The organism is Micromonospora auratinigra (assembly GCF_900089595.1).
Classification (GTDB): domain Bacteria; phylum Actinomycetota; class Actinomycetes; order Mycobacteriales; family Micromonosporaceae; genus Micromonospora; species Micromonospora auratinigra.
Map to the genome: position 1 here is coordinate 3,168,034 of NZ_LT594323.1, position 19,197 is coordinate 3,187,230.

Consider the following 19,197-nt stretch of genomic DNA (forward strand, 5'->3'; position numbering starts at 1 on the left):
GCATGGCGCGGATCGTGGTCATCGGCGCCGGCGTGGGCGGGCTGGCCACCGCCGCCCGGCTGGCGGTCACCGGGCACGAGGTCACCGTCTTCGAGCAGGCCGACACGGTCGGCGGGAAGCTCGGCCGGTACGCCCACGACACCCCGGCGGGCACCTACCGCTTCGACACCGGGCCGAGCCTGCTCACCCTGCCGCAGGTCTTCCACGACCTGTTCGAGGCGACCGGGGCCAAGCTCGACGAGTACCTCGATCTGGTGCCGCTGGACCCGATCGTCCGGCACGTCTTCCCCGGCGGCGGTCCCACCCTGGACTCCTGCGCCGACCCGGCCGAGTTCGCCGCCCGGATCGGCGCGGCCCTCGGCGACCGCTCCGCCGCCGACTGGCAGCGGCTCTGGCGGCGGGCCGCCCGGGTGTGGGAGGCGTCGCACCGGGACATCCTGGGCCGGGCCATCGACTCGCCCCGTGACCTGGCCGCGCTGGCCTGGCGGCTGGCCGACCTGGCCGCCATCGGCCCCGGCCGCAGCCTGCGCGGGCTCGGCCGCAGCCACCTGTCCGACCCGCGACTGCGGATGCTGCTCGACCGGTATGCCACCTACACCGGCGCGGACCCCCGGCGCGCCCCGGCGGCGCTGGTCGCGGTCCCCTACGCGGAGCTGGCATTCGGCGGCTGGTACCTGCGCGGCGGGCTGGGCACGCTGGCCGACGCGCTGCTGTCGCGCTGCCTGGACCTGGGCGTGGTGGTGCAGACCGGCACCACGGTCACCCGGATCGACGCCACCGGCGGCCGGGTGCACGGGGTACGCCTCGCCGGGGCGGCCGCCCCCGTCCCGGCCGACGTGGTGGTGGCCAACACCGACGCGCTGACCGTCTACCGCGACCTGCTGCCCAGCCCGCGCCGGCTGGCCGGGCTCACCGACCGCAGCCTGGCCGGCTTCGTGCTGCTGCTGGGCGTGCGCGGCGACTCCGGGCTGGCCCACCACAACGTCTTCTTCCCGCACGACTACGACGCCGAGTTCGACGCGGTCTTCGGCGCGCCGGGGCGAGGGGTGCGGGCCCGTCCGGCCCCGGACCCGACGGTCTTCGTCACCGTGGCCGACGACCCGGCCGCCCGCCCGGACGGGCACGAGGCGTGGTTCGTGCTGGTCAACGCCGCCCGGCAGGGCACCGCGGCGGGCGCGGTGGACTGGCGGCGACCGGGGCTGGCCGAGGCGTACGCGGACCGGATCCTCGACGTGCTGGCCGAGCGGGGCGTGGACGTCCGGGACCGGTTGGAGTTCCGGGAGATCCGTACCCCCGCCGACCTGGGCGCGGCCACCGGCGCGCCGGGCGGCACGATCTACGGCACCGCGGGCGGGCTGCTCCGCCCGGCCAACCGGGGGCCGGCGGCCGGGCTGTGGCTGGTCGGCGGCTCCACCCACCCCGGCGGCGGCCTCCCCATGGTCACCCTCTCCGCCAAGATCGTGGCCGACGAGATCGGCCCCGCCTGGTGAGCAAGGGCCCCTTCGTGACGCCTGCGGTAGAGAAGGGAACCCGTCTCACCGCTCGCCGGGCAGGTCAGTCGGCGTCGATGAGGGCGCGGCGGACGGCCGAGAGGAGCTGACCCAGGCCGAAGCCGGCCAGCAGCACCCAGACGGTGGTGGCCATCGTGATGGTGCCGGCGGTCAGGTCCGGGTCGATCAGCCCGGCGAGCCCGGCGACCAGCAGCCCGACCAGGGCCACGCAGACCCGGGTCGGCCGCTCCCCCACCGTCACCGCGCCGATCTCCCGCATCCCGGCGGAGACCGCCCGGGCGCGCACGTACTCGTGCAGCCAGGACAGCCCACCGGCCGCGGCGACCAGCGCACCGGGCGCGCCGAGCAGCCAGAACGCGGTCAGCCAGGCGGCCTCGCCGAGCCGGTCGGCGACGGAGTCGTAGACGTAGCCCAGCCGGGTGGTCCGGTTGGTGGCCACCGCCACCGCGCCGTCGACGCTGTCCGCCACCGAGGCGAGCAGCACGAACAGCGCGCCGAGGACGGGCCCGTCGCCCGCCCGCCCGACCAGCAGCGGTACGCAGAAGCAGAACAGCACCCCGACCACGGTCACCGCGGTCGGGCCGATCCGTAGCCGGCCGAGCACGTAGCCCACGTGGTAGGCGAAGCGCAGCCAGGCGCGGACCACCGGCGCGGCCATCCGCGGATCGAAGCCGCCGTGCAACCGTGCCCACGCGGTCGCGTACTGGTCCCAGTTCAGCTGTGTGCCCACCACGGGATCAACCGTAGAAGGGCCGTGCGGGTGTCGCGCCGCGGGTGGTCACACTCGCGCGTCGGCCCGCAGGTGCTGCCACACCTCCCGGGTCGCGGTGGACCGGTTGAGGGTGATGAAGTGGATCCCGGGCACGCCCTCGTCCAGCAGTTTGGCGCACATCTCGCTGGCCTGCTCGATGCCGAGCCGGCGGACCGCCTCCGGGTCGTCGGCGACCCGGGCGAACCGTTCGGCCAGCGCCGGCGGGAAGGGCGCGCCGGAGAGCTGCACGGACCGTTCGATGGTGGCGAGCTGGGTCACCGGCATCACCCCGGCCAGGATCGGCGTGTCACAGCCGGCCGCCGCCACCCGGTCGCGCAGCCGCAGGTACTCGTCGGCGTCGAAGAACATCTGGGTGATGGCGAACTCGGCGCCGGCGCGGCACTTGCGGACGAAGTGCGCGGTGTCGCTGGCCACGTCGGGCGAGCGCGGATGCTTGTACGGGAAGGCCGCCACCCCGACGCTGAAGTCACCCGAGTCGCGGACCAGCCGGACCAGCTCCTCGGCGTAGAGCACGCCCTCCGGGTGCCTGATCCAGTCGCCGCCCGGGTTGCCCGGCGGGTCGCCGCGCACGGCCAGCACGTTGCGGACCCCGGCCGAGGCCAGCCGGCCGATGACGTGCCGCAACTCGGCGACCGAGTGGTCGACGGCGGTCAGGTGCGCCATCGGCAGCAGGGTGGTCTCGGTGGCGATCCGCTCGGTCACCGCGACGGTGGTGTCCCGGGTCGAGCCGCCGGCGCCGTAGGTGATCGACACGAACGAGGGCCGCAACGGCTCCAGCTCGCGGATGGCCTGCCAGAGCAGGCGCTCCCCCTGCGCGGTCTTGGGCGGGAAGAACTCGAACGAGAAGGTCGGCCGGCCGTCGCGGATCAGCTCCCCGATCGCCGGCTGCGGATTGGGGAGGACGGAGGGAAGACCGAGCGCCACGCCCCGACTGTAACCGTCGGGCCCGGTCGACCCCAGGATCTTCCCAGCCCGCGAACACCGCACCGCGAAGCGTCGTACCCCGGGGGTAGAAACGGACCAGCGCGGTGGGACCGGCGGCGGCCGGGGCCGGGGGCCCGCGCGGGGGTCAGCACGACCGGCGACGGGCCGGTCCGGCACCGGCCGGGCGTCCGCGTCGCCGCCCGCGCCGACGCCCTCCGGAGGACCGATGATCCCGCTCCCGCCACCCGATCCGCGTCCGCTCGGGCCGCTCCTGGCCGAGCTGCGGTCCGCGCGCGGCTGGAGTCAGCAGCGCGTCGCCGGTGCGCTCTGTGCCGCCTCGGGCGTACCGACCCTGACCCGGCACGAGATCTCCCGGTGGGAGCGGCAGCGCCGGCTGCCGGGCGACTTCTGGCTCGGGTGGCTCGCGGTGGTCCTCGGGGTGCCCGGTGAGCTGCTCGCCGAGGCCGCGGCGCACAGCCGTCGGCTCGGGCTGGTGCCGGCGACGGTCGACCGGGGTGCGCGGCGCGCCCGCGCCGCGCTGCTCACCCTGGCGCACCGCTGGTCGGCCGATCCGGCCGGGGTGTCGCTGGGCGGCCCGCTCGCCGATCCGCTGGCCGGCCGGGCCGCGGCGGGGCCCGACCCGGGTCCGTCGCCGTTCACCCGGCCCGCCGCGGGACCGGGCCGGGACGGCACGGCCGGCGCCGACCTGGCCGAGCTGCGCCACCGGGACGACCTGCCGGGCGACGCGGACCTGACCGAGCTGTGCCACCGGGACGACCTGCCCGGCGGGGCGGACCTGACCGAGCTGCGCCGGTGGGACGATCTGCTGGGCGGGGTGGACCTGGCCGGGGCCGGCCTGCGGCGGCTGCGCCGCGCGGTCCGGGGCTACCGGGTCGCCGGGCCGGCCGGTCGACACCGGCTGCTGCCGGTGCTGGCCGAGTCCGCCCAGCTCGCCGGCTGGCTCGCCGCCGACGCCGGGCGGTTGACCGACGGCCTGGAGGTCTACCGGCTGGCCCTGCGGGCGGCCGTCGCCGCCGGCGACCGGGGGCTGGCCGGGCACGTGCTCGGCTCGGCCAGCCACCTGCTGGCCGGGGTCGGTGACCCGGCCGGGGCGCTGGTGCTGGGTCGGGCGGCGTACGCCGGTTGCCACGACGCGGCTCCACCGGGGCTGCGGGCCCTGCTGCTGCACCGGATCGCGTTCGCCGCCGCGCTCGCCGGCCGGTCCCGCACGGCGCGCCGGGCCCTGACCGCCGCGACGGACACCGGCGGGCCCGACCCCGGCCGGGAGCCGTCCTGGCTGTACTGGCTCGATCCGGCCGAACTCGCGGCGATGACCGGGCGCGCCCTGGTCGCGCTGGGCCGCCCGGGACCGGCCGTACCACTGCTGGAGCCGGCCGCGGGCGGGGCGGGCCGGCCCCGGCGGGCGGCGGTCTACGGCGCCTGGCTGGCCCGGGCGCAGCTGCGGCTCGGCGAGGTCGACACGGCCTGCGCGGTGGCCGGGGCGGCGCTGCTGGACGCCGTCCGGTCCGGGTCGCCGCGCGCGGTCGACCAGCTCACCGAGGTCCGCCGCCGGCTGTCCGGGCACCGCGACGAACCGGCGGCCCGGCGGTACGCCGACCTGCTGGCGGCGGCCCGCCCGTGGCTGCCCGCCCGGAGCCGGCCGGCCGCGCGGGCCCGAACGCCCCGGTCGGCCCGTGCGCCACGCCGACCCGGCGACACGACGGGACCGGCGGGGACCGGCTAGCGTCGTGGCGTGACCCACGCTGCTCCCGTCTCCCCCGTCGACCGCGCCGGCCTGCGCCAACGGATCGACAAGTCGCTCACCGAGTTCCTCACCGGCCAGCGCGGCTGGCTGACCACCGTCGACGACGCCCTGGTGCCGGTCGCCGAGGCGATCGAGGCGTTCGTGCTGGGGGGCGGGAAGCGGCTGCGCCCGGCCTTCGCCTACTGGGGCTACCGGGGGGCCGGCGGGGTCGACTCCGACCAGGTCGTCGCGGCCCTGGCCGCGCTGGAGTTCGTGCAGGCCAGCGCCTTGATCCACGACGACCTGATGGACCGGTCGGACACCCGGCGCGGCGAGCCGGCGGTGCACCGGCGGTTCGCCGCGCGGCACCGGGCGGCCCGTTGGGGCGGCGACCCGGACGCCTTCGGCGACGCCGCCGCGATCCTGCTCGGCGACCTCTGCCTGGTCTGGTCGGACGAGGTGCTGCACTCGGCGGGCCTCGACCCGCGTACGGTGGCCCGGGCCCGGCCGGTCTTCGACGAGATGCGCACCGAGGTGACCGTCGGGCAGTACCTGGACGTGCTGACCCAGGCGACCGGGGACACCTCGCTGGAACGCGCCGGCAAGGTGGCCCGGTACAAGTCGGCCAAGTACACGGTCGAGCGGCCGCTGCTGCTGGGCGCGGCACTGGCCGACGCCCCGGCCGAGGTGCGCGCGGCGTACTCGGCGTACGGGCTGCCGCTGGGCGAGGCGTTCCAGCTCCGCGACGACGTGCTGGGCGTCTTCGGGGACCCGGAGCGCACCGGCAAGCCGGCCGGCGACGACCTGCGCGAGGGCAAGCGGACCTATCTGGTGGCGGCCGCCCTGGAGGCGGTCGACGCGGCCGGCCGGGAGCTGCTGCTCGGCGGGCTCGGCGATCCGGCGCTGACGGCCGACGGGGTGGCCCGGCTGCGGGAGCTGATCACGGCGAGCGGGGCGCTGGAGCGGACCGAGCGGCGGATCGCCACGCTGACCGAGAGCGCACTGGCCGCGCTCGCCACGGTCGACCTGGACACCGAGGCCCGGCAGTCCCTGGTCGACCTGGCCATCGCCGCCACCCGCCGCGCCGACTGACCCCAGGCCCGCCCGCCGCACCCCCGCCGCCCGCCGATGCCGCCGATGCCGCCGATGCCGGCGATCATGAAGTTGACGGCGATGTGGATCTCCAAAAGTGCCGTCAACTTCATGATCGACGAGGTGGCCGGGGCGGGTGATCCCCGACCGGGCCGGTGGGGTCAGAAGCCGAGGGCCTGGGCGCGGCGCTTGACCTCGCGGGCCTGGTCGCCGCCGAGGGCCACGGCGGGGGTGCCGCCGGCGAGGGTGGGGTCCGGCTCGTAGAGCCAGCGCACCGCCTCCTCGTCGTCGTACCCGGCGTCGGCGAGCAGGTTGAGCACGCCCGGCAGGTGCTTGCGCACGGTCTGGTTGGCCACCAGGTCGGCCGGCACGCGGCGGACACCGTCGCGGCGGACCGCGATCAGCTCGCGGTCCCGGATCAGCTGGTGCACCTTGCTGATCGACAGCTCGAGGCGCTCGGCCACGTCCGGCAGGGTCAGCCAGCCGGCCGGGTCGGTGGGTCCGGGCAGGTCGGCGCCGGTGGCGGCGGCGTCGGAGGGTACGGAATCGGTCACCCGACCACCCTGCCACGTGCCCCGCCGGGCGCGCAGCGGCCCCCCGCGTGCGCGCCGGGCCCGCTGGTGTCGGCCGCCCGCTGTAGCATCCTGTTCAACCTTCACCCGATGGACACATAGACTTCCTGCCGATGGACACACAGGTCGCCGACACGTTGCTGGGCTCGCTGCTCGACGGGCGCTACCGCATCCGCGGTCGCGTGGCCCGTGGCGGCATGGCGACCGTGTACACCGCCACCGACGAGCGTCTCGAACGCACCGTGGCGGTCAAGATCATTCACCCGACCCAGGCGCCGGAGGCTCGGGCTCGGCTGGCCGGGTTCGTGGAGCGGTTCACCGACGAGGCGAAGACCATCGCCCGGCTGACCCACCCGAACGTGGTAGCGGTCTACGACCAGGGCACCCACGCGGGCCTGCCCTACCTGGTGATGGAGTACGTGCGCGGTCGTACCCTGCGCGACGTGCTCACCGAGCGCCGCCGGCTGGACCCGGACGAGGCCCTCGCCATCGCCGAGCAGATGCTCGCCGCGATCGCCGCCGCGCACCGCGCCGGCCTGGTGCACCGCGACGTCAAGCCGGAGAACGTGCTGGTCGCCGAGGCGCCCACCGGCAGCCCCGCCAACCTGGTCGACAGCGTGGTCAAGGTCGCCGACTTCGGGCTGGCCCGGGCGGTCGAGGCCAGCGCCGACGAGGAGAACGGCAACCAGCTGATGGCCACCGTGGCGTACGTCGCCCCGGAGCTGGTCACCGAGGGCCGCGCCGACCCGCGCACCGACGTCTACTCCGCCGGCATCGTGCTCTTCGAGATGCTCACCGGCCGGGTGCCGTACGACGGCGACCGCCCGGTGGAGGTCGCCTGGCAGCACGTCGACCGGGACGTGCCCGCTCCCTCGACCCTGGTGCCGACGCTGCCGACCACCCTCGACGACCTGGTCGGCCGGGCCACCCGGCGCGATCCGGGGGCCCGCCCCACCGATGCCGGGGCGCTGCTGGCCGAGGTGCAGCAGGTCCGCGACGACCTGGGCAACGCCAACTCGCACACCGCCGTGCTGCGCCGGGTCGAGAACGAGACCGCGCTGGCCCAGCCGACCATGGTGGTGGCGGCCGTCCGTCCGACCGAGCGGCCCCCCTGGGCCCGGCTGCCGGAGGCCGGCGGGCCGCGCCCGCACCGGCGGCGCGCCGCCGACCCGGAGGGCGAGAGCCTGGGTGCCCGGCTGGCCGCGCTGCGTACCCGGGTGATGGGCTCGCCCCGCGGCCGGCTGGCGGTCGCGGCGGCGGCCGTGGTGCTCGGCCTGGTCGCCGCGCTCGGCGGCTGGTGGTTCGGGGTGGGGCGGTACACCGTGGCCCCGCAGCTGGTCAGCATGACCCGGGCCGAGGCGGAGGCGCAGGCGGCCCGGGGCGGCTTCACGCTGAAGTACGCCGACGCCCGCTACGACGAGAAGGTCCCGAAGGACAGCGTGCTGGGGCAGGACCCGGCCTCGGCGGCCCGCATCCTCAAGGGCGGCACGATCACCCTGACCCTGTCGCTCGGCCCGGAGCAGTTGCCGGTGCCGGACGTGGTGGGCCAGGACTTCGAGCTGGCCCGCACCCAGCTCACCGACGCCAAGCTGGTCCCGGTCAAGGGCCCGTCCCGCTACGACGACCAGCTGCCGGCCGGCGTGGTGCTGGCGACCGACCCGAAGGTGGGCACGGTGGTCCGGCCCGGGGCGAAGGTGACCCTGGTGCTGAGCAAGGGTCGCGCTCCCGTCACGGTGCCGAACCTGGTCGGCAAGAACGTCAACGAGGCCCGGGGCATCCTCGCCGGCCTCGGCCTCAAGCCGGTCGAGTCGTACAAGGACTCGGACAAGCCGAAGGACGAGGTCCTGGGGCAGAGCCCGGCCGACGGCGCCGGGGTGGAGAAGGGCGCCGAGGTCAAGCTGGAGCTCAGCAAGGGGCCCGCCCAGGTGGTCGTCCCCCGGGTGGTGGACATGCCGTGCCAGCAGGCCAAGCAGGTGCTGGAGAGCCAGGGCTTCCCGGTCAACATCCAGCTCAACCCCAACGGGGTGGCCCGCTTCCAGAACCCGGGCGAGAACACGCCGGTGCCCCCGGGCACCCCGGTCACGGTGACCTGCCTGTGAGCGCGGGCACGCGGCGACGGGTCGGCTCGCACACCCCCACCTCCGGCGGGCTGGCGAAGGCGGTGCTGCCGTACGTCGACGCGGCCGCCTCCGAGGTGGTCCAGGTCTACGTCTCCAACTCACGGGGCTGGGCGCTGCCCGCCGGTGACCCGGCGCAGGACGTGCTGCTGCGCGACGGCTGCGGCGAGCGGGGCGTGCCGGTCTTCATCCACGCCTCGCTGCTGGTCAACCTCGGTTCCCCCACCCCGGCCACGGTCGAGCGGTCGGCCGAAACGCTGGCGCACGCGCTGCGCCGGGGTCGGGCGATCGGCGCCGAGGCGGTGGTGTTCCACGCCGGCAGCGCCGTGGACGCCGGGCACACCGAGGCGGCGATGCGGCAGGTCCGCGAGGCCCTGCTGCCGCTGCTGGACGAGACCGCCGCGGCCGGCGGGCCGCTGCTGCTGGTGGAGCCGAGCGCCGGGGGCGGCCGGTCGCTGGCCTCCCGGGTGGAACACCTCGGCCCCTACCTGGACGCGGTCGACCGGCACCCGATGATGGGCGTCTGTTTCGACACCTGCCACGCCTGGGCGGCGGGGCACGACCTGGCGGCCGAGGGCGGGATGACGGCGACCCTGGACACCCTGGTCGCCACGGTCGGGGCGGACCGGCTGAAGCTGGTGCACGCGAACGACTCGAAGGACCTGTGCGGTTCCACCCGGGACCGGCACGAGAACATCGGCAAGGGCAGCATCGGCGAGCCGGCGTTCGCCGAGCTGATGCGGCACCCGGCCACGGCCGGCATCCCGGTGGTGGTGGAGACCCCGACGGAGAAGCACGTCGGCCACGCGGCCGACATCGCCACCCTCAGGCGCCTCCACCCCTGACCCGCTGCCCCTCCCCCGCACCCTGTCCCCCGCGCGGCCTGCGGCCGTCCGCCCTGTCGGCCAAGGGGTTCGCGTCATCCGGAGCACGGATCCTGACGCAAACTCCTTGATCAACGAGTCGGGGGACGGGATGGGGTCGGGTCAGCCGCGCAGGACGGTGGTGAGCCGGTCGGCGGCGCGGTCGACCGCCTCGTCGGCGACGTCCAGGTGGGTGACCAGCCGGGCGGTACGCGGACCGAGCACCGAGATCAGCACGCCCGCCGCCCGGGCGGCCGCCGCCAGCGACTTCGCGTCGAGCGGGTGCTTGGTCAGGTCGAGCGGGACGATGTTGGTGCGCACCGGCGCGGCGAGCACCCCGAACGGGGCGATCGCCTCGGCCAGCCGGGCCGCCTTGGCGTGGTCCTCGGCGAGCCGGTCGACGTGGTGGGCCAGGGCGTACCGGCCGGCGGCGGCGAGGATGCCGACCTGCCGCATGCCGCCGCCCATCCGCTTGCGCAGGAACCGGGCCCGGGCGATCCGCTCGGCGCTGCCGACGACGAGGGAGCCGACCGGCGCGCCGAGCCCCTTCGACAGGCAGACGGAGAGGGTGTCGAAGAGCGCGCCGTACTCGGCCAGCGGCACGCCGTCGGCGACGTGCGCGTGCCAGATCCGGGCCCCGTCGCAGTGCAGCGCCAGGCCGTGCTCGTCGGCGGTCCGGCGTAGCGCCCGCAGGGTGTCCAGCGGGATCACCCCGCCGCCGCCCCGGTTGTGGGTCTGCTCCACCGCGATCGCCCGGGTGGGCACCGCGAAGTAGCCGTCGGGCCGGACCATGCCGGCCACCACGTCCGGGTCGAGCGCCGCGCCGACCGCCGGCCAGGTCCGCGAGGAGATCCCGCCGTACGCGGCCGCGGCGCCGATCTCGTACGTCACCACGTGCGCGTCGGCGTCGCAGAGCAGTTCGTCGCCCGGGGGCACGAGCAGTTGCAGGGCGATCTGGTTGGCCATCGAGCCGGTCGGGGCGAACAGCGCGGCCTCGTGCCCGAAGCGGGCGGCCACCTCGGCCTCCAGCGCCGCGACGGTCGGGTCCTCGGCGTAGACGTCGTCGCCGACCTCGGCGGTCGCCATCGCCTCCCGCATCCCGGCGGTGGGCCGGGTCACGGTGTCCGAACGCAGGTCGATCAGGTTGTCAGGCACGGTCATCCTTTCCGCTGCCGGTCGCGGGCCCACGGGCGGTCAGCCCCGCAGCATCTCCGCGACCAGGAAGGCCAGCTCCAGCGACTGCTGGGTGTTCAGTCGCGGGTCGCAGGCGGTCTCGTACCGGTCGGGCAGGTCGAGGTCCTCGATGCCCTGGGCGCCGCCGAGGCACTCGGTGACGTCCTCGCCGGTCAGCTCGACGTGCAGGCCGCCCGGGTGGGTCTCCAGGCCGCGGTGCACCTCGAAGTAGCCGAGCACCTCGTCGACGATCCGGTCGAAGTGCCGGGTCTTGTAGCCGTTGGAGGACTCGTGGGTGTTGCCGTGCATCGGGTCGCACTGCCAGACCACCTTGGCGCCGGCCGCGGTGACCTTGGCGACGATCGGGGGCAGCGCGTCGCGGACCCGGTGGTTGCCCATCCGGCTGATCAGGGTGAGCCGGCCGGGGATGTTGTCCGGGTTGAGCTTCTCGCACAGCTCGATGGCCTCGTCCGGGCTGGTGGTCGGGCCGAGCTTCACGCCGATCGGGTTGGCGATGCGGGAGATGTAGTCGATGTGCGCGCCGTCGATCTGCCGGGTGCGCTCGCCGATCCACAGGAAGTGCCCGGACAGGCCGTACGCCCGGCTGTCGGAGATGCGGGTGAGCGCGCGGTCGTACTCCAGCGCGAGGGCCTCGTGCGAGCAGTAGAGGGTGACCGTGCGCAGGGCCTCCTCGTCGGTCATCCCGCAGGCCCGGATGAAGGCGATGGCCCGGTCGATCTCCCGGGCGATGGCCTCGTAGCGCTCGCCGGCCGGCGACTGCCGGACGAAGTCCTTGTTCCAGTCGTGCACCGCGTGCAGGTCGGCCAGGCCGCCGGCCAGGTACGCCCGGAGCATGTTCATCGCGGCGGCGGAGTTGGCGTACGCCCGGATCATGCGCTGCGGGTCGGCGACCCGGGCCTCCGGCGTGGCCTCCAGCGAGTTGATCATGTCGCCCCGGTAGGCCGGGAGGCCGCGGGCGTCGGTCGGCAGCGACCGGGGCTTGGTGTACTGCCCGGCGACCCGGGCCACCTTGACCACCGGCAGCGACGCGCCGTAGGTGAGCACGATCGCCATCTGGAGCAGGGTGCGGGCGTTGGCCAGCAGGTGGCTCTCGGTGTTGTCGGCGAAGGTCTCCGCGCAGTCGCCGCCCTGGAGCAGGAACGCCTTGCCCTCGCAGACCAGCGCGAGCCGCCGCCGGAGCTGGTCGACCTCGTAGGGGGCGACCACCGACGGCACGGTGTCGAGCACCTTGCAGACCTCGGCCACCTGGGTCTGGTCCGACCAGGGCGGGGTCTGCGCGCGGGGCAGGTCCCGCCAGCGGTCCAGGCCGAGGGCCGCGTCCTCGGCGGAGTCGGCGGTCGGGCGGCTGGTCTGCAGGCCGGGGCTGCCCACGGCGGGATGGCTCAGCTGGTGCCACTCATGGCGCATGGGAGAAAGCGTACGGCGACCGCCCGGGCGGCCGAGCGCCGAGGGGGACGGTTCCGGCAACTGGGAGACCAGCGCCACACCGCAGGTCAGCGCGGCGGGCGGATCACGGCGTGGTCGACGGAGCCGGGGTGTTGTCGCCCGGCGCCTCGCCGGCGATGCACCAGTCGGCACCGCTGCGGGTGACGGTGAACAGCACCGGCCGGGTGGCCTTGCGGGCGCCGGCGGCGACCGTGACGGTGGTGCTCACCTCCTGTCCGTGCGCGCCGGAGCGGACGTCGGTGATGACCGCCTGCGGGACGGTGAAGTGGTCGGCGAAGTCGCCGTTGGGCCCGGTGGCGGCGGTGTCGAAGGTGGCCTGCAACGGGGCGCAGAGCTGGCTGCGCCCCGCGTCGACGTCCTTGGCGGCCATCGCGTCGAGGTACGCCTGCACCCGCTCCCGGCTCTTGCTGGCCGCCTCCTGCGCCGGCGCCCGCGGTGTCGGGGCGGCGGCGCCCGTGTCGGTGTCGTCGTCGCCGCAGCCGGTCAGGGCGACCGGCAGGAGCGCGAGCAGGACGGCGGCGGTCGCCACCCTGCGGTGCGACTGACCCATCGGTCCCTCCCATCGGCGCCGGGGCATCGAGACGTGCCGAGCGGCGAGTCTGTCACACCGACCCGCGCGCGGGTCGGTGGCCTCCCCATCCTCGCCCTGATCGCCCCGTGCGGCCAGACCGGCGCGCACGTCGCCCGGCGCGCCGGGCGGCCGGTGGCTAGTCTCTGGTGGCCGCGTGGCACCGGGCCGCGCGGCGTGCCGGGAGGTGACCGACCATCCTCGCCGTGGCGTCGGTCGACACCGGTTGGCTGCCGCCGGCCGAGCGGTTCGGCTTCTGGCAGGACCTCGTCGCCCGGCAGTCGGCGGCGGCCCGGATCCGCAGCGCGCACGCGGCCGACTTCGCCGCCTCGGCCCGCGCGGTCGATCTCGGCGCGGTACGCCTCGGCGTCTGGCGCTACCCGTCGCTGGAGTTCACCCGCGCCGCCCCGATGATCAACAGCACCGACCCGGAGCTGTACCAGCTCGCCCTGCCGCTCTCCGGGCGCGGCGTGATGACCCAGCAGCGCCGCGAGGGTCGCCTCGACCCGTCCGCCTTCGCCCTGGTCGACACGGTCCGGCCGCACGAATCCCGGCACGGCCCGGACGGCACGACGCCGGGGACCGTGCAGACCCTGACCGTGCTGGTGCCGCACCACGCGCTGCCGGTGCCGGCGCACCGGCTGGCGGCGCTGTGCGCCGTCGGCATCCCGGCCGGCACCGGAATGGGCGCGCTGCTCGCCGCCTTCCTGCGGCGGATCATGGCGCATCCGGAGCAGTACGCGGCGGCCGACGCGCCGCAGCTCGACCGGATCGCGCTGGACCTGATCGCCGGCACCCTGGCCGGGCAGCTGGACGCGGTGCGGGACCTGCCGGTCGACGTCCGGGTCACCGGGCTGCGGGCCCGGGTGACGGCGTTCGTCCGGGAGCACCTGACCGACCCGGAGCTGTCCCCGGCCACCGTCGCGGCGGCGCACCACCTGTCCCTGCGGTCGCTGCACCGGCTCTTCGAGGGCACCGGCGCGACGGTCGGCGGGCTGATCCGTAGCGGCCGGCTGGACCGGGCCGCCCGGGAACTGGCCGACCCGCAGCTGCGGCAGCTGAGCGTCGCGCAGGTCGGCGCCCGGTGCGGCTTCGCGCACCCGGCGCACTTCAGCCGCGCGTTCCGGGCCGCGTACGGAGTGTCCCCCGGCGAACACCGGGAGCGGGCCGGGCGGGGTTGACCCACGCGGGCGGGGAGGGGCCGGTGCGGCCCCTCCCCGCCGGGTGGGTGGTGCGTCGGCCCTCGGCTCAGCCGAGACCGCCCTTGATGGCGCCGATCAGCTCACCGTTGCTGGTGTCACCGGAGAGCTCCCAGAAGAAGGCGCCACCGAGGCCCTGGGTGTTGGCGTAGCTCATCTTCCCGCCGATGGTGGCCGGCGTGTCGTAGCTCCACCAGTTCGAACCGCACTTGGCGTAGGCCGTGCCGGCGACGGTGCCGGTGGCCGGGCAGCTGTTCTTGAGCACCTTGTAGTCCTCGATGCCCTGCTCGTAGGTGCCGGGCGCGGGGCCGGTGGCGGTGCCGCCGGGGGCGGTCTGGGTCACCCCGGTCCAACCCCGGCCGTAGAAGCCGATGCCGAGCAGCAGCTTGTTGGCCGGCACGCCCTTGGACTTGAGCTTCTGGATCGCCGCGTCCGACCAGAAGCCCTGCTGCGGGATCCCGGTGTAGGAGTAGAGCGGCGAGTGCGGCGCGGTGGGGCCCTGGGCCGCCCAGGCGCCGAAGTAGTCGTAGGTCATCGGCATGAGCCAGTTCAGGTTGGCCGCGGCGCCGGCGTAGTCGGTGGCGTCGATCTTGCCGCCGCTGCTGCCGTCGGCGGTGATCGCCGCGGTGACCAGGAAGCTGGAGCCGAACTTGCTGCGCAGCGCGCCGATCACGTTCTTGAAGGCGTTCGGGCCGCTGGTGTCGCACTGGAGGCCGCAGGCGTTCGGGTACTCCCAGTCGATGTCGATGCCGTCGAAGACGTCCGCCCAGCGCGGGTCCTTGATCAGCGCGTAGCAGGAGTCGGCGAACGCGGCCGGGTTCTGCGCGGCCTGGGTGAAGCCGGCCGACCAGGTCCAGCCGCCGAAGGACCAGATCACCTTCAGGTTGGGGTACATCTTCTTCAGCTTGCGCAGCTGGTTGAAGTTGCCGCGCAGCGGCTGGTCCCAGGTGTCGGCCACCCCGTCGACGCTGTCCGCCGCGGTGTACGCCTTGTCGTAGTCGGCGTAGCTGTCACCGATGCTGCACCGGCCGCCGGTGGTGTTGCCGAAGGCGTACAGCAGGTGGGTCATCTTGGCGGCCGACCCGCTCGTGTGGACGTTCTTCACGTGGTAGTTGCGGCCGTAGACGCCCCACTCGGTGAAGTAGCCGACGATCTTCTTCCCGCCGGTCGGCGGGGTCGTGGTGGGCGGCGGCGTGGTGGGCGGCGGCGTCGTCGGCGGAGCCGTCGTCGGCGGCGCGGTGGTGGGCGGCGCGGTGGTGGGTGGTGCGGTCGTCGCCGGCGGGGTCGTGGTGGGCGGGGTGCCGCCACCGGAACAGGATCCGCCGTTGACGGTGCAGTTCAGCGGGCCGGCGTACGGGCCGGTGCCGTTGTAGCCCCAGCTGAAGCTGGCCCCGGCGGCGAGCGGGCCGGCCCAGCTCTTCTTCACCGCGACGTAGTGGTTCCCGCTGCTGGTGACGTCGGCGTCCCAGGAGCTGCTGATGGTGGTGCCCGACGGCAGGTCGAACTCGATGCGCCAGGTGTCGACGGCGGCGCCGGTGCCGTTGGTGACGGTCACCCGGGTCTCGTGTCCGGTGCCCCAGTCCTGCACCTTGGTGAAGGTGGCGGTCACACTGCCGGCCGCGGAGGCGGTCGCCAGCGGCATCGCCGCGGCCATCAGCGCGACCACGGCGCCGGTGGCCCAGAGGGTCCGGCGGAGCGATCTCTTCATACGGCGTCTCCCCAAACAGTTAGGAAACTTTCCTTATTGAATGCTGAGACGCTACTCACGCCGTCATCAGTTCGTCAAGATGTAGATGCGTCGATCTCCGCGAGCCCGCCCACCCACACCTCCACCACCCGCGTAGCCTCGGCGCATGACCGTTTTCGACGTACCGATCGACGCCCTCGCCGGCGGCACCGCGGACCTCGCGCGGTACCGCGGCCGGGCCCTGCTGGTGGTCAACGTGGCCTCGAAGTGCGGGCTGACCCCGCAGTACGCCGGCCTCCAGGCGCTCGCCGACGACTACGCCGACCGGGGCCTGACCGTGCTCGGCGTGCCGTGCAACCAGTTCGCCGGCCAGGAACCGGGCAGCGCCGCCGAGATCGAGGAGTTCTGCCAGGTCAACTACGGCGTGACCTTCCCGTTGACGGAGAAGGTGGACGTCAACGGCCCCGACCGGCACCCGCTCTACGCGGAGCTGGTGTCCACCCCGGACGCCGAGGGACACACCGGCGACATCCGGTGGAACTTCGAGAAGTTCCTCGTCGCCCCGGACGGCACGGTGGCGGCCCGGTTCGCCCCGCAGGTGACCCCGGACTCCCCCGAACTGCGCGCGGCGATCGAGAAGGTGCTGCCGGCCTGACGGCGGCGGGCCCGGGGCGCGGTCGCGCCCCGGGCCCGCCGGTCGGTGGTCGGGGTCAGCCGCAGCGCTGCCCGTTGAGGGTGAAGGCGGTCGGCGCCGGGTTGGACCCGGTCCAGGTGCCGTTGAAGCCGATGCTGGTGCTGGCCCCCGGCGCGAGCCGGCCGTTGTAGCTCAGGTTCTGCGCGGTGACCGTCACCCCGCTCTGCTGCCAGGTCGCCGACCAGCCCTGGCCGACCTTCTGCCCGGTGGTCGGGAAGTCGAAGGCCAGCTTCCAGCCGTCGATCGCGGCGCTGCCGGTGTTCTTGATCGTGATGGTCGCGGTGAAGCCCCCCGGCCAACTGTTCGCCGCCCAGGTCACCGCGCAGCCGCCCGTCGGGGTGGTCGCCGGCGCGGTCCGCACCGACAGCCCCGGCGAGGCCGCCGAGACGTTGCCCGCCGCGTCCCGGGCGGTCACCACGAAGGTGTACGCCGTGTCGGGGTTCAGCCCGGTCACGGTGTACGCGGTGCCCGTGGCGCTGCCGACCTTCACCGTGCCCGAGGCGTCCAGGCGGTGCACGTCGTACCCGGTGACGCCGACGTTGTCGGTGGCCGGCGCCCAGCTCAGGGCGACGCTGTCGCTGGCGACCGGGCCGGCGGTCGGCCTGCCCGGGGCGGTGGGCGCCTGGGTGTCGCCGCTGTCGGTGCCGCGCGGCAGCACCAGGTGGGTGATCGAGTTGGCCGGGAAGGTGGCCGTGAACCCGGTCGAGGTGACGGGCTGGTCGGCCTGCCGGACGACGCCGGCCAGGTTCGCCGCGCTGTAGCGGTAGACCTGGGCGGTGCCGGCCGAGCCGCCGGTGAGGGCCACCGGGCTGGTCAGGTCGTCGCCGGACTTGTTCACCACGACCAGGGTCAGCGCCTTGTCGCCGGTCCGCTCGGCCGCGTACACGGCCAGCTTGCCCTGGTCGGCGCTGGTGGCCTTGACGGAGGTCTCGCCGAACGCGCCGCCCTTGCCGTCGTAGTTGCGGTAGATCCGGAAGGCGTTGGCGACCGGCTGGTCGGTCTTCGGGGCGGTCCAGAGGGTGGCCAGGTCGAGCCCCTCCCGGCCGAAGATGCCGAGCACGTCGGCCTCGGCGAGCGCCCCGTTGAGCGAGCCGTACCCGCCCCAGCTGTACTCGGTCATCGCGATCTTCGTGCCCGGGTAGTGCTGGTCGACCAGCTCCCGCATCCGGGGGATGAACCGCACCGGCTGGTTGATCCAGCTCTCGTCGACGTACGTCGGGTCCCAGAGCTGGCGGGTGGAGCGCAGCCGCAGCGCCTGGGTGGTGGCGTCGCCGGCCGCGTCGCCGAACACGCCGGACTGCTGCGGGTAGAGGTGGATGTCGAAGTAGTCGAGGATCCGGGTGCCGTGCTGCTGCTCGTACTCGCGCATCCGGTCCAGGTACCAGGGGCCGAGGTCCTGGCCGCCGTGCGCGGCCTTGTCCGGCGGGTTCGACCAGCACCCGGTACGCGAGCAGGTGTCCTGGTCCAGGCCGGAGTAGAAGATCGAGTTCAGCCCCCAGCCGACCGGGCCGAGGGTCTTCGCCTGCGGGTCGGCGGCCTTGATCGCCGCCGCGTACTGGTACGTCCGGTCGCGCAGCTCGTCGTAGCCGAGCCCGGTCGGGCGCACGTCGCGGTGGGTGGAGTGCCACAGGTCCGGCTCGTTGTCCAGGTTGTAGAACTGGACGCCCCCGTTCGCCGCAGAGCCGAACCGCCCCTTCAGGTGGGTCATCCAGTCGGTGACGTACTCCGGGCCGACCGCGACGCTGGTGTCCTTCGGGTCATTACCGGTGATCAGCGTGCCGTCGGGCTTCTTGCCGTTGCCGCAGTCCGGCGCCCAGGGGTCGGTGGACTGCTGCGTGCCGTACTTGGCCACGCTGAAGGCGCAGGACTTGGTCCGGTCCTTGGCCACCCAGCCGATCATCGGCACGGTCATGACCGTCGCGGCGCCGGTGGCCTTGTTCTGGGCCACGAACCGGTCGGTCTCCGAGCCGTCGGGCAGGCTCGCCGGGTCGGCGTTGTCGTTGGGGATGTTCTCGAAGTACCAGTCACCGGCCCGGTTGCTGGTGTCGGCACGGAAGTTGTAGCGGGTGGTGGCGTTGCCGCCGTAGCGGTGCACCGGCAGTCGCAGGTCGCGGGCGAGCGCCTCGTCGGCGAAGTTCATGCCGTAGACGTACGGGCTGATCGGGTGTCGACCGGTGGTGGCGTCGACGGCCAGGGCGGGCCCGGAGGCGGCCAGGGCGGGCGCCGGCAGGGCCAGACCGCCGAGAGCGGCGGCCAGGACTACCGGGAGCAGTGCTGTGGTGGGTCGCACGAGCTGTCCCTTCAGAAAGGTTCGAAGCTCGCCGATGGGAGCGCTTCCACAGGATTACGTTTTCCCGCTCCCCCGTCAACACCGCCCCCGCGACCCGCGACCCGTCAGGCGGCGGCGAGGAGCGTCCGCAGCCCGGCCACCTCGACGAGGAACTTGTTCGGCTCGCCCGCCTCGACCCAGAGCTCGGCCAGCTCCGACTCCTCGCCGACCACCCGGTCCAGCGCCCGCACGGCCAGCGGGCGCAGCCGCTCCGGCAACTCCAGCCGGACGCCCCCGGTGAGGAAGTCCGGCGCGTACGCCGAGTTCACCGGCGACGCGCCGGGCAGGTGCGCGGCGAGCACCGCGGCGGCGGCCACCGCCTCGACCCCGAGGTCCGAGTCGAGGTAGCCGGCGTCGTCGACGACCACCCGTAGCGCCTGCTCCACCAGGACCGGGCGCTCCCGCGGCGCGGCGTCGTCCAGCGCGCCGCACCAGTCCGCCGCCGTGTCGTTGTCGAACGGTCCCGCCGCCCAGGTCCCCATGGA

16 protein-coding genes are annotated in these 19,197 nt (G+C 74.7%); 7 read left to right on the forward strand and 9 right to left on the reverse strand.

Features of this window, described 5'->3' with window-relative positions; all coding sequences use genetic code 11:
• Nucleotides 1-2 precede the first annotated feature (2 nt).
• A complete protein-coding gene (locus tag GA0070611_RS13890; RefSeq protein WP_091663904.1) occupies nucleotides 3-1,490 on the forward strand; it encodes a phytoene desaturase family protein in 1,488 nt (495 codons plus the stop codon).
• Between the two features lie 64 nt (nucleotides 1,491-1,554).
• On the opposite strand, the gene GA0070611_RS13895 is transcribed toward GA0070611_RS13890, so the two are convergent.
• Both GA0070611_RS13895 and metF read right to left on the reverse strand, forming a co-directional pair.
• On the reverse strand, nucleotides 1,555-2,244 hold the full coding sequence (locus tag GA0070611_RS13895; RefSeq protein ID WP_091663908.1) for a CDP-alcohol phosphatidyltransferase family protein: 690 nt from the start codon (nucleotides 2,242-2,244) through the stop codon (nucleotides 1,555-1,557).
• A 45-nt stretch (nucleotides 2,245-2,289) separates the two neighbouring features.
• Nucleotides 2,290-3,207 (reverse strand): methylenetetrahydrofolate reductase [NAD(P)H], encoded by a 918-nt coding sequence (metF, locus tag GA0070611_RS13900; RefSeq protein WP_091663912.1) that lies wholly within the window; start codon nucleotides 3,205-3,207, stop codon nucleotides 2,290-2,292.
• 226 nt (nucleotides 3,208-3,433) lie between these two features.
• On the opposite strand from metF, the gene GA0070611_RS13905 reads away from it, so the two are divergent.
• Nucleotides 3,434-4,951 carry a helix-turn-helix domain-containing protein gene (locus GA0070611_RS13905; protein WP_091663915.1) on the forward strand — a complete coding sequence of 506 codons (1,518 nt, stop codon included), beginning with the start codon at nucleotides 3,434-3,436 and terminating at the stop codon, nucleotides 4,949-4,951.
• 9 nt (nucleotides 4,952-4,960) lie between these two features.
• Nucleotides 4,961-6,043, forward strand: coding sequence for a polyprenyl synthetase family protein (locus GA0070611_RS13910; protein ID WP_091663918.1), 1,083 nt, complete (start codon nucleotides 4,961-4,963; stop codon nucleotides 6,041-6,043).
• Between the two features lie 161 nt (nucleotides 6,044-6,204).
• Here the strand turns inward: GA0070611_RS13910 and GA0070611_RS13915 are convergent, their stop codons facing one another.
• Nucleotides 6,205-6,597, reverse strand: coding sequence for an Rv2175c family DNA-binding protein (locus tag GA0070611_RS13915; RefSeq protein ID WP_167604429.1), 393 nt, complete (start codon nucleotides 6,595-6,597; stop codon nucleotides 6,205-6,207).
• Nucleotides 6,598-6,728: 131 nt separating this feature from the next.
• Here GA0070611_RS13915 and pknB point away from each other — a divergent pair, with 131 nt between their 5' ends.
• On the forward strand, nucleotides 6,729-8,714 hold the full coding sequence (pknB, locus tag GA0070611_RS13920) for a Stk1 family PASTA domain-containing Ser/Thr kinase (RefSeq protein ID WP_091663921.1): 1,986 nt from the start codon (nucleotides 6,729-6,731) through the stop codon (nucleotides 8,712-8,714).
• Entirely contained in the window at nucleotides 8,711-9,577 is an 867-nt protein-coding gene (locus tag GA0070611_RS13925; RefSeq protein ID WP_091663925.1) for a deoxyribonuclease IV, read from the forward strand. Before pknB ends, GA0070611_RS13925 begins: the two co-directional genes overlap by 4 nt.
• Nucleotides 9,578-9,718: 141 nt before the next feature.
• On the opposite strand, the gene GA0070611_RS13930 is transcribed toward GA0070611_RS13925, so the two are convergent.
• The 3 genes from GA0070611_RS13930 to GA0070611_RS13940 all read right to left on the reverse strand — a co-directional run bounded on the left by GA0070611_RS13930 (nucleotide 9,719) and on the right by GA0070611_RS13940 (nucleotide 12,785).
• A complete protein-coding gene (locus tag GA0070611_RS13930) occupies nucleotides 9,719-10,738 on the reverse strand; it encodes a threonine aldolase family protein (protein WP_091672896.1) in 1,020 nt (339 codons plus the stop codon).
• Nucleotides 10,739-10,789: 51 nt separating this feature from the next.
• A complete protein-coding gene (locus GA0070611_RS13935) occupies nucleotides 10,790-12,196 on the reverse strand; it encodes a class II 3-deoxy-7-phosphoheptulonate synthase (protein WP_091663929.1) in 1,407 nt (468 codons plus the stop codon).
• A 103-nt stretch (nucleotides 12,197-12,299) separates the two neighbouring features.
• A complete protein-coding gene (locus GA0070611_RS13940; protein WP_091663932.1) occupies nucleotides 12,300-12,785 on the reverse strand; it encodes a hypothetical protein in 486 nt (161 codons plus the stop codon).
• A gap of 224 nt (nucleotides 12,786-13,009) precedes the next feature.
• Here GA0070611_RS13940 and GA0070611_RS13945 point away from each other — a divergent pair, with 224 nt between their 5' ends.
• The gene (locus GA0070611_RS13945) at nucleotides 13,010-13,984 is read left to right on the forward strand and encodes an AraC-like ligand-binding domain-containing protein (RefSeq protein ID WP_091663937.1); all 975 of its coding nucleotides are present in this window, start codon (nucleotides 13,010-13,012) and stop codon (nucleotides 13,982-13,984) included.
• 67 nt (nucleotides 13,985-14,051) lie between these two features.
• Here the strand turns inward: GA0070611_RS13945 and GA0070611_RS13950 are convergent, their stop codons facing one another.
• Entirely contained in the window at nucleotides 14,052-15,710 is a 1,659-nt protein-coding gene (locus GA0070611_RS13950) for a glycosyl hydrolase family 18 protein (protein ID WP_091663941.1), read from the reverse strand.
• 145 nt (nucleotides 15,711-15,855) lie between these two features.
• Here GA0070611_RS13950 and GA0070611_RS13955 point away from each other — a divergent pair, with 145 nt between their 5' ends.
• Entirely contained in the window at nucleotides 15,856-16,344 is a 489-nt protein-coding gene (locus tag GA0070611_RS13955) for a glutathione peroxidase (protein ID WP_091663945.1), read from the forward strand.
• A gap of 55 nt (nucleotides 16,345-16,399) precedes the next feature.
• On the opposite strand, the gene GA0070611_RS13960 is transcribed toward GA0070611_RS13955, so the two are convergent.
• Together GA0070611_RS13960 and GA0070611_RS13965 are read right to left on the reverse strand one after the other, a co-directional pair.
• Entirely contained in the window at nucleotides 16,400-18,673 is a 2,274-nt protein-coding gene (locus tag GA0070611_RS13960; protein ID WP_091663948.1) for a glycoside hydrolase family 44 protein, read from the reverse strand.
• A gap of 104 nt (nucleotides 18,674-18,777) precedes the next feature.
• Nucleotides 18,778-19,194 (reverse strand): DUF4259 domain-containing protein, encoded by a 417-nt coding sequence (locus GA0070611_RS13965; RefSeq protein ID WP_091663951.1) that lies wholly within the window; start codon nucleotides 19,192-19,194, stop codon nucleotides 18,778-18,780.
• Nucleotides 19,195-19,197 lie beyond the last annotated feature (3 nt).

Bases quoted from the DNA above. Each gene is read 5' to 3' on its own strand.
- GA0070611_RS13905 (WP_091663915.1), top strand. From the start codon at position 3,434: ATGATCCCGCTCCCGCCACCCGATCCGCGTCCGCTCGGGCCGCTCCTG.
- GA0070611_RS13935 (WP_091663929.1), bottom strand. From the start codon at position 12,196: ATGCGCCATGAGTGGCACCAGCTGAGCCATCCCGCCGTGGGCAGCCCC.
- GA0070611_RS13940 (WP_091663932.1), bottom strand. From the start codon at position 12,785: ATGGGTCAGTCGCACCGCAGGGTGGCGACCGCCGCCGTCCTGCTCGCG.
- GA0070611_RS13965 (WP_091663951.1), bottom strand. From the start codon at position 19,194: ATGGGGACCTGGGCGGCGGGACCGTTCGACAACGACACGGCGGCGGAC.
- pknB (WP_091663921.1), top strand. From the start codon at position 6,729: ATGGACACACAGGTCGCCGACACGTTGCTGGGCTCGCTGCTCGACGGG.
- GA0070611_RS13950 (WP_091663941.1), bottom strand. From the start codon at position 15,710: ATGAAGAGATCGCTCCGCCGGACCCTCTGGGCCACCGGCGCCGTGGTC.
- GA0070611_RS13890 (WP_091663904.1), top strand. From the start codon at position 3: ATGGCGCGGATCGTGGTCATCGGCGCCGGCGTGGGCGGGCTGGCCACC.
- GA0070611_RS13955 (WP_091663945.1), top strand. From the start codon at position 15,856: ATGACCGTTTTCGACGTACCGATCGACGCCCTCGCCGGCGGCACCGCG.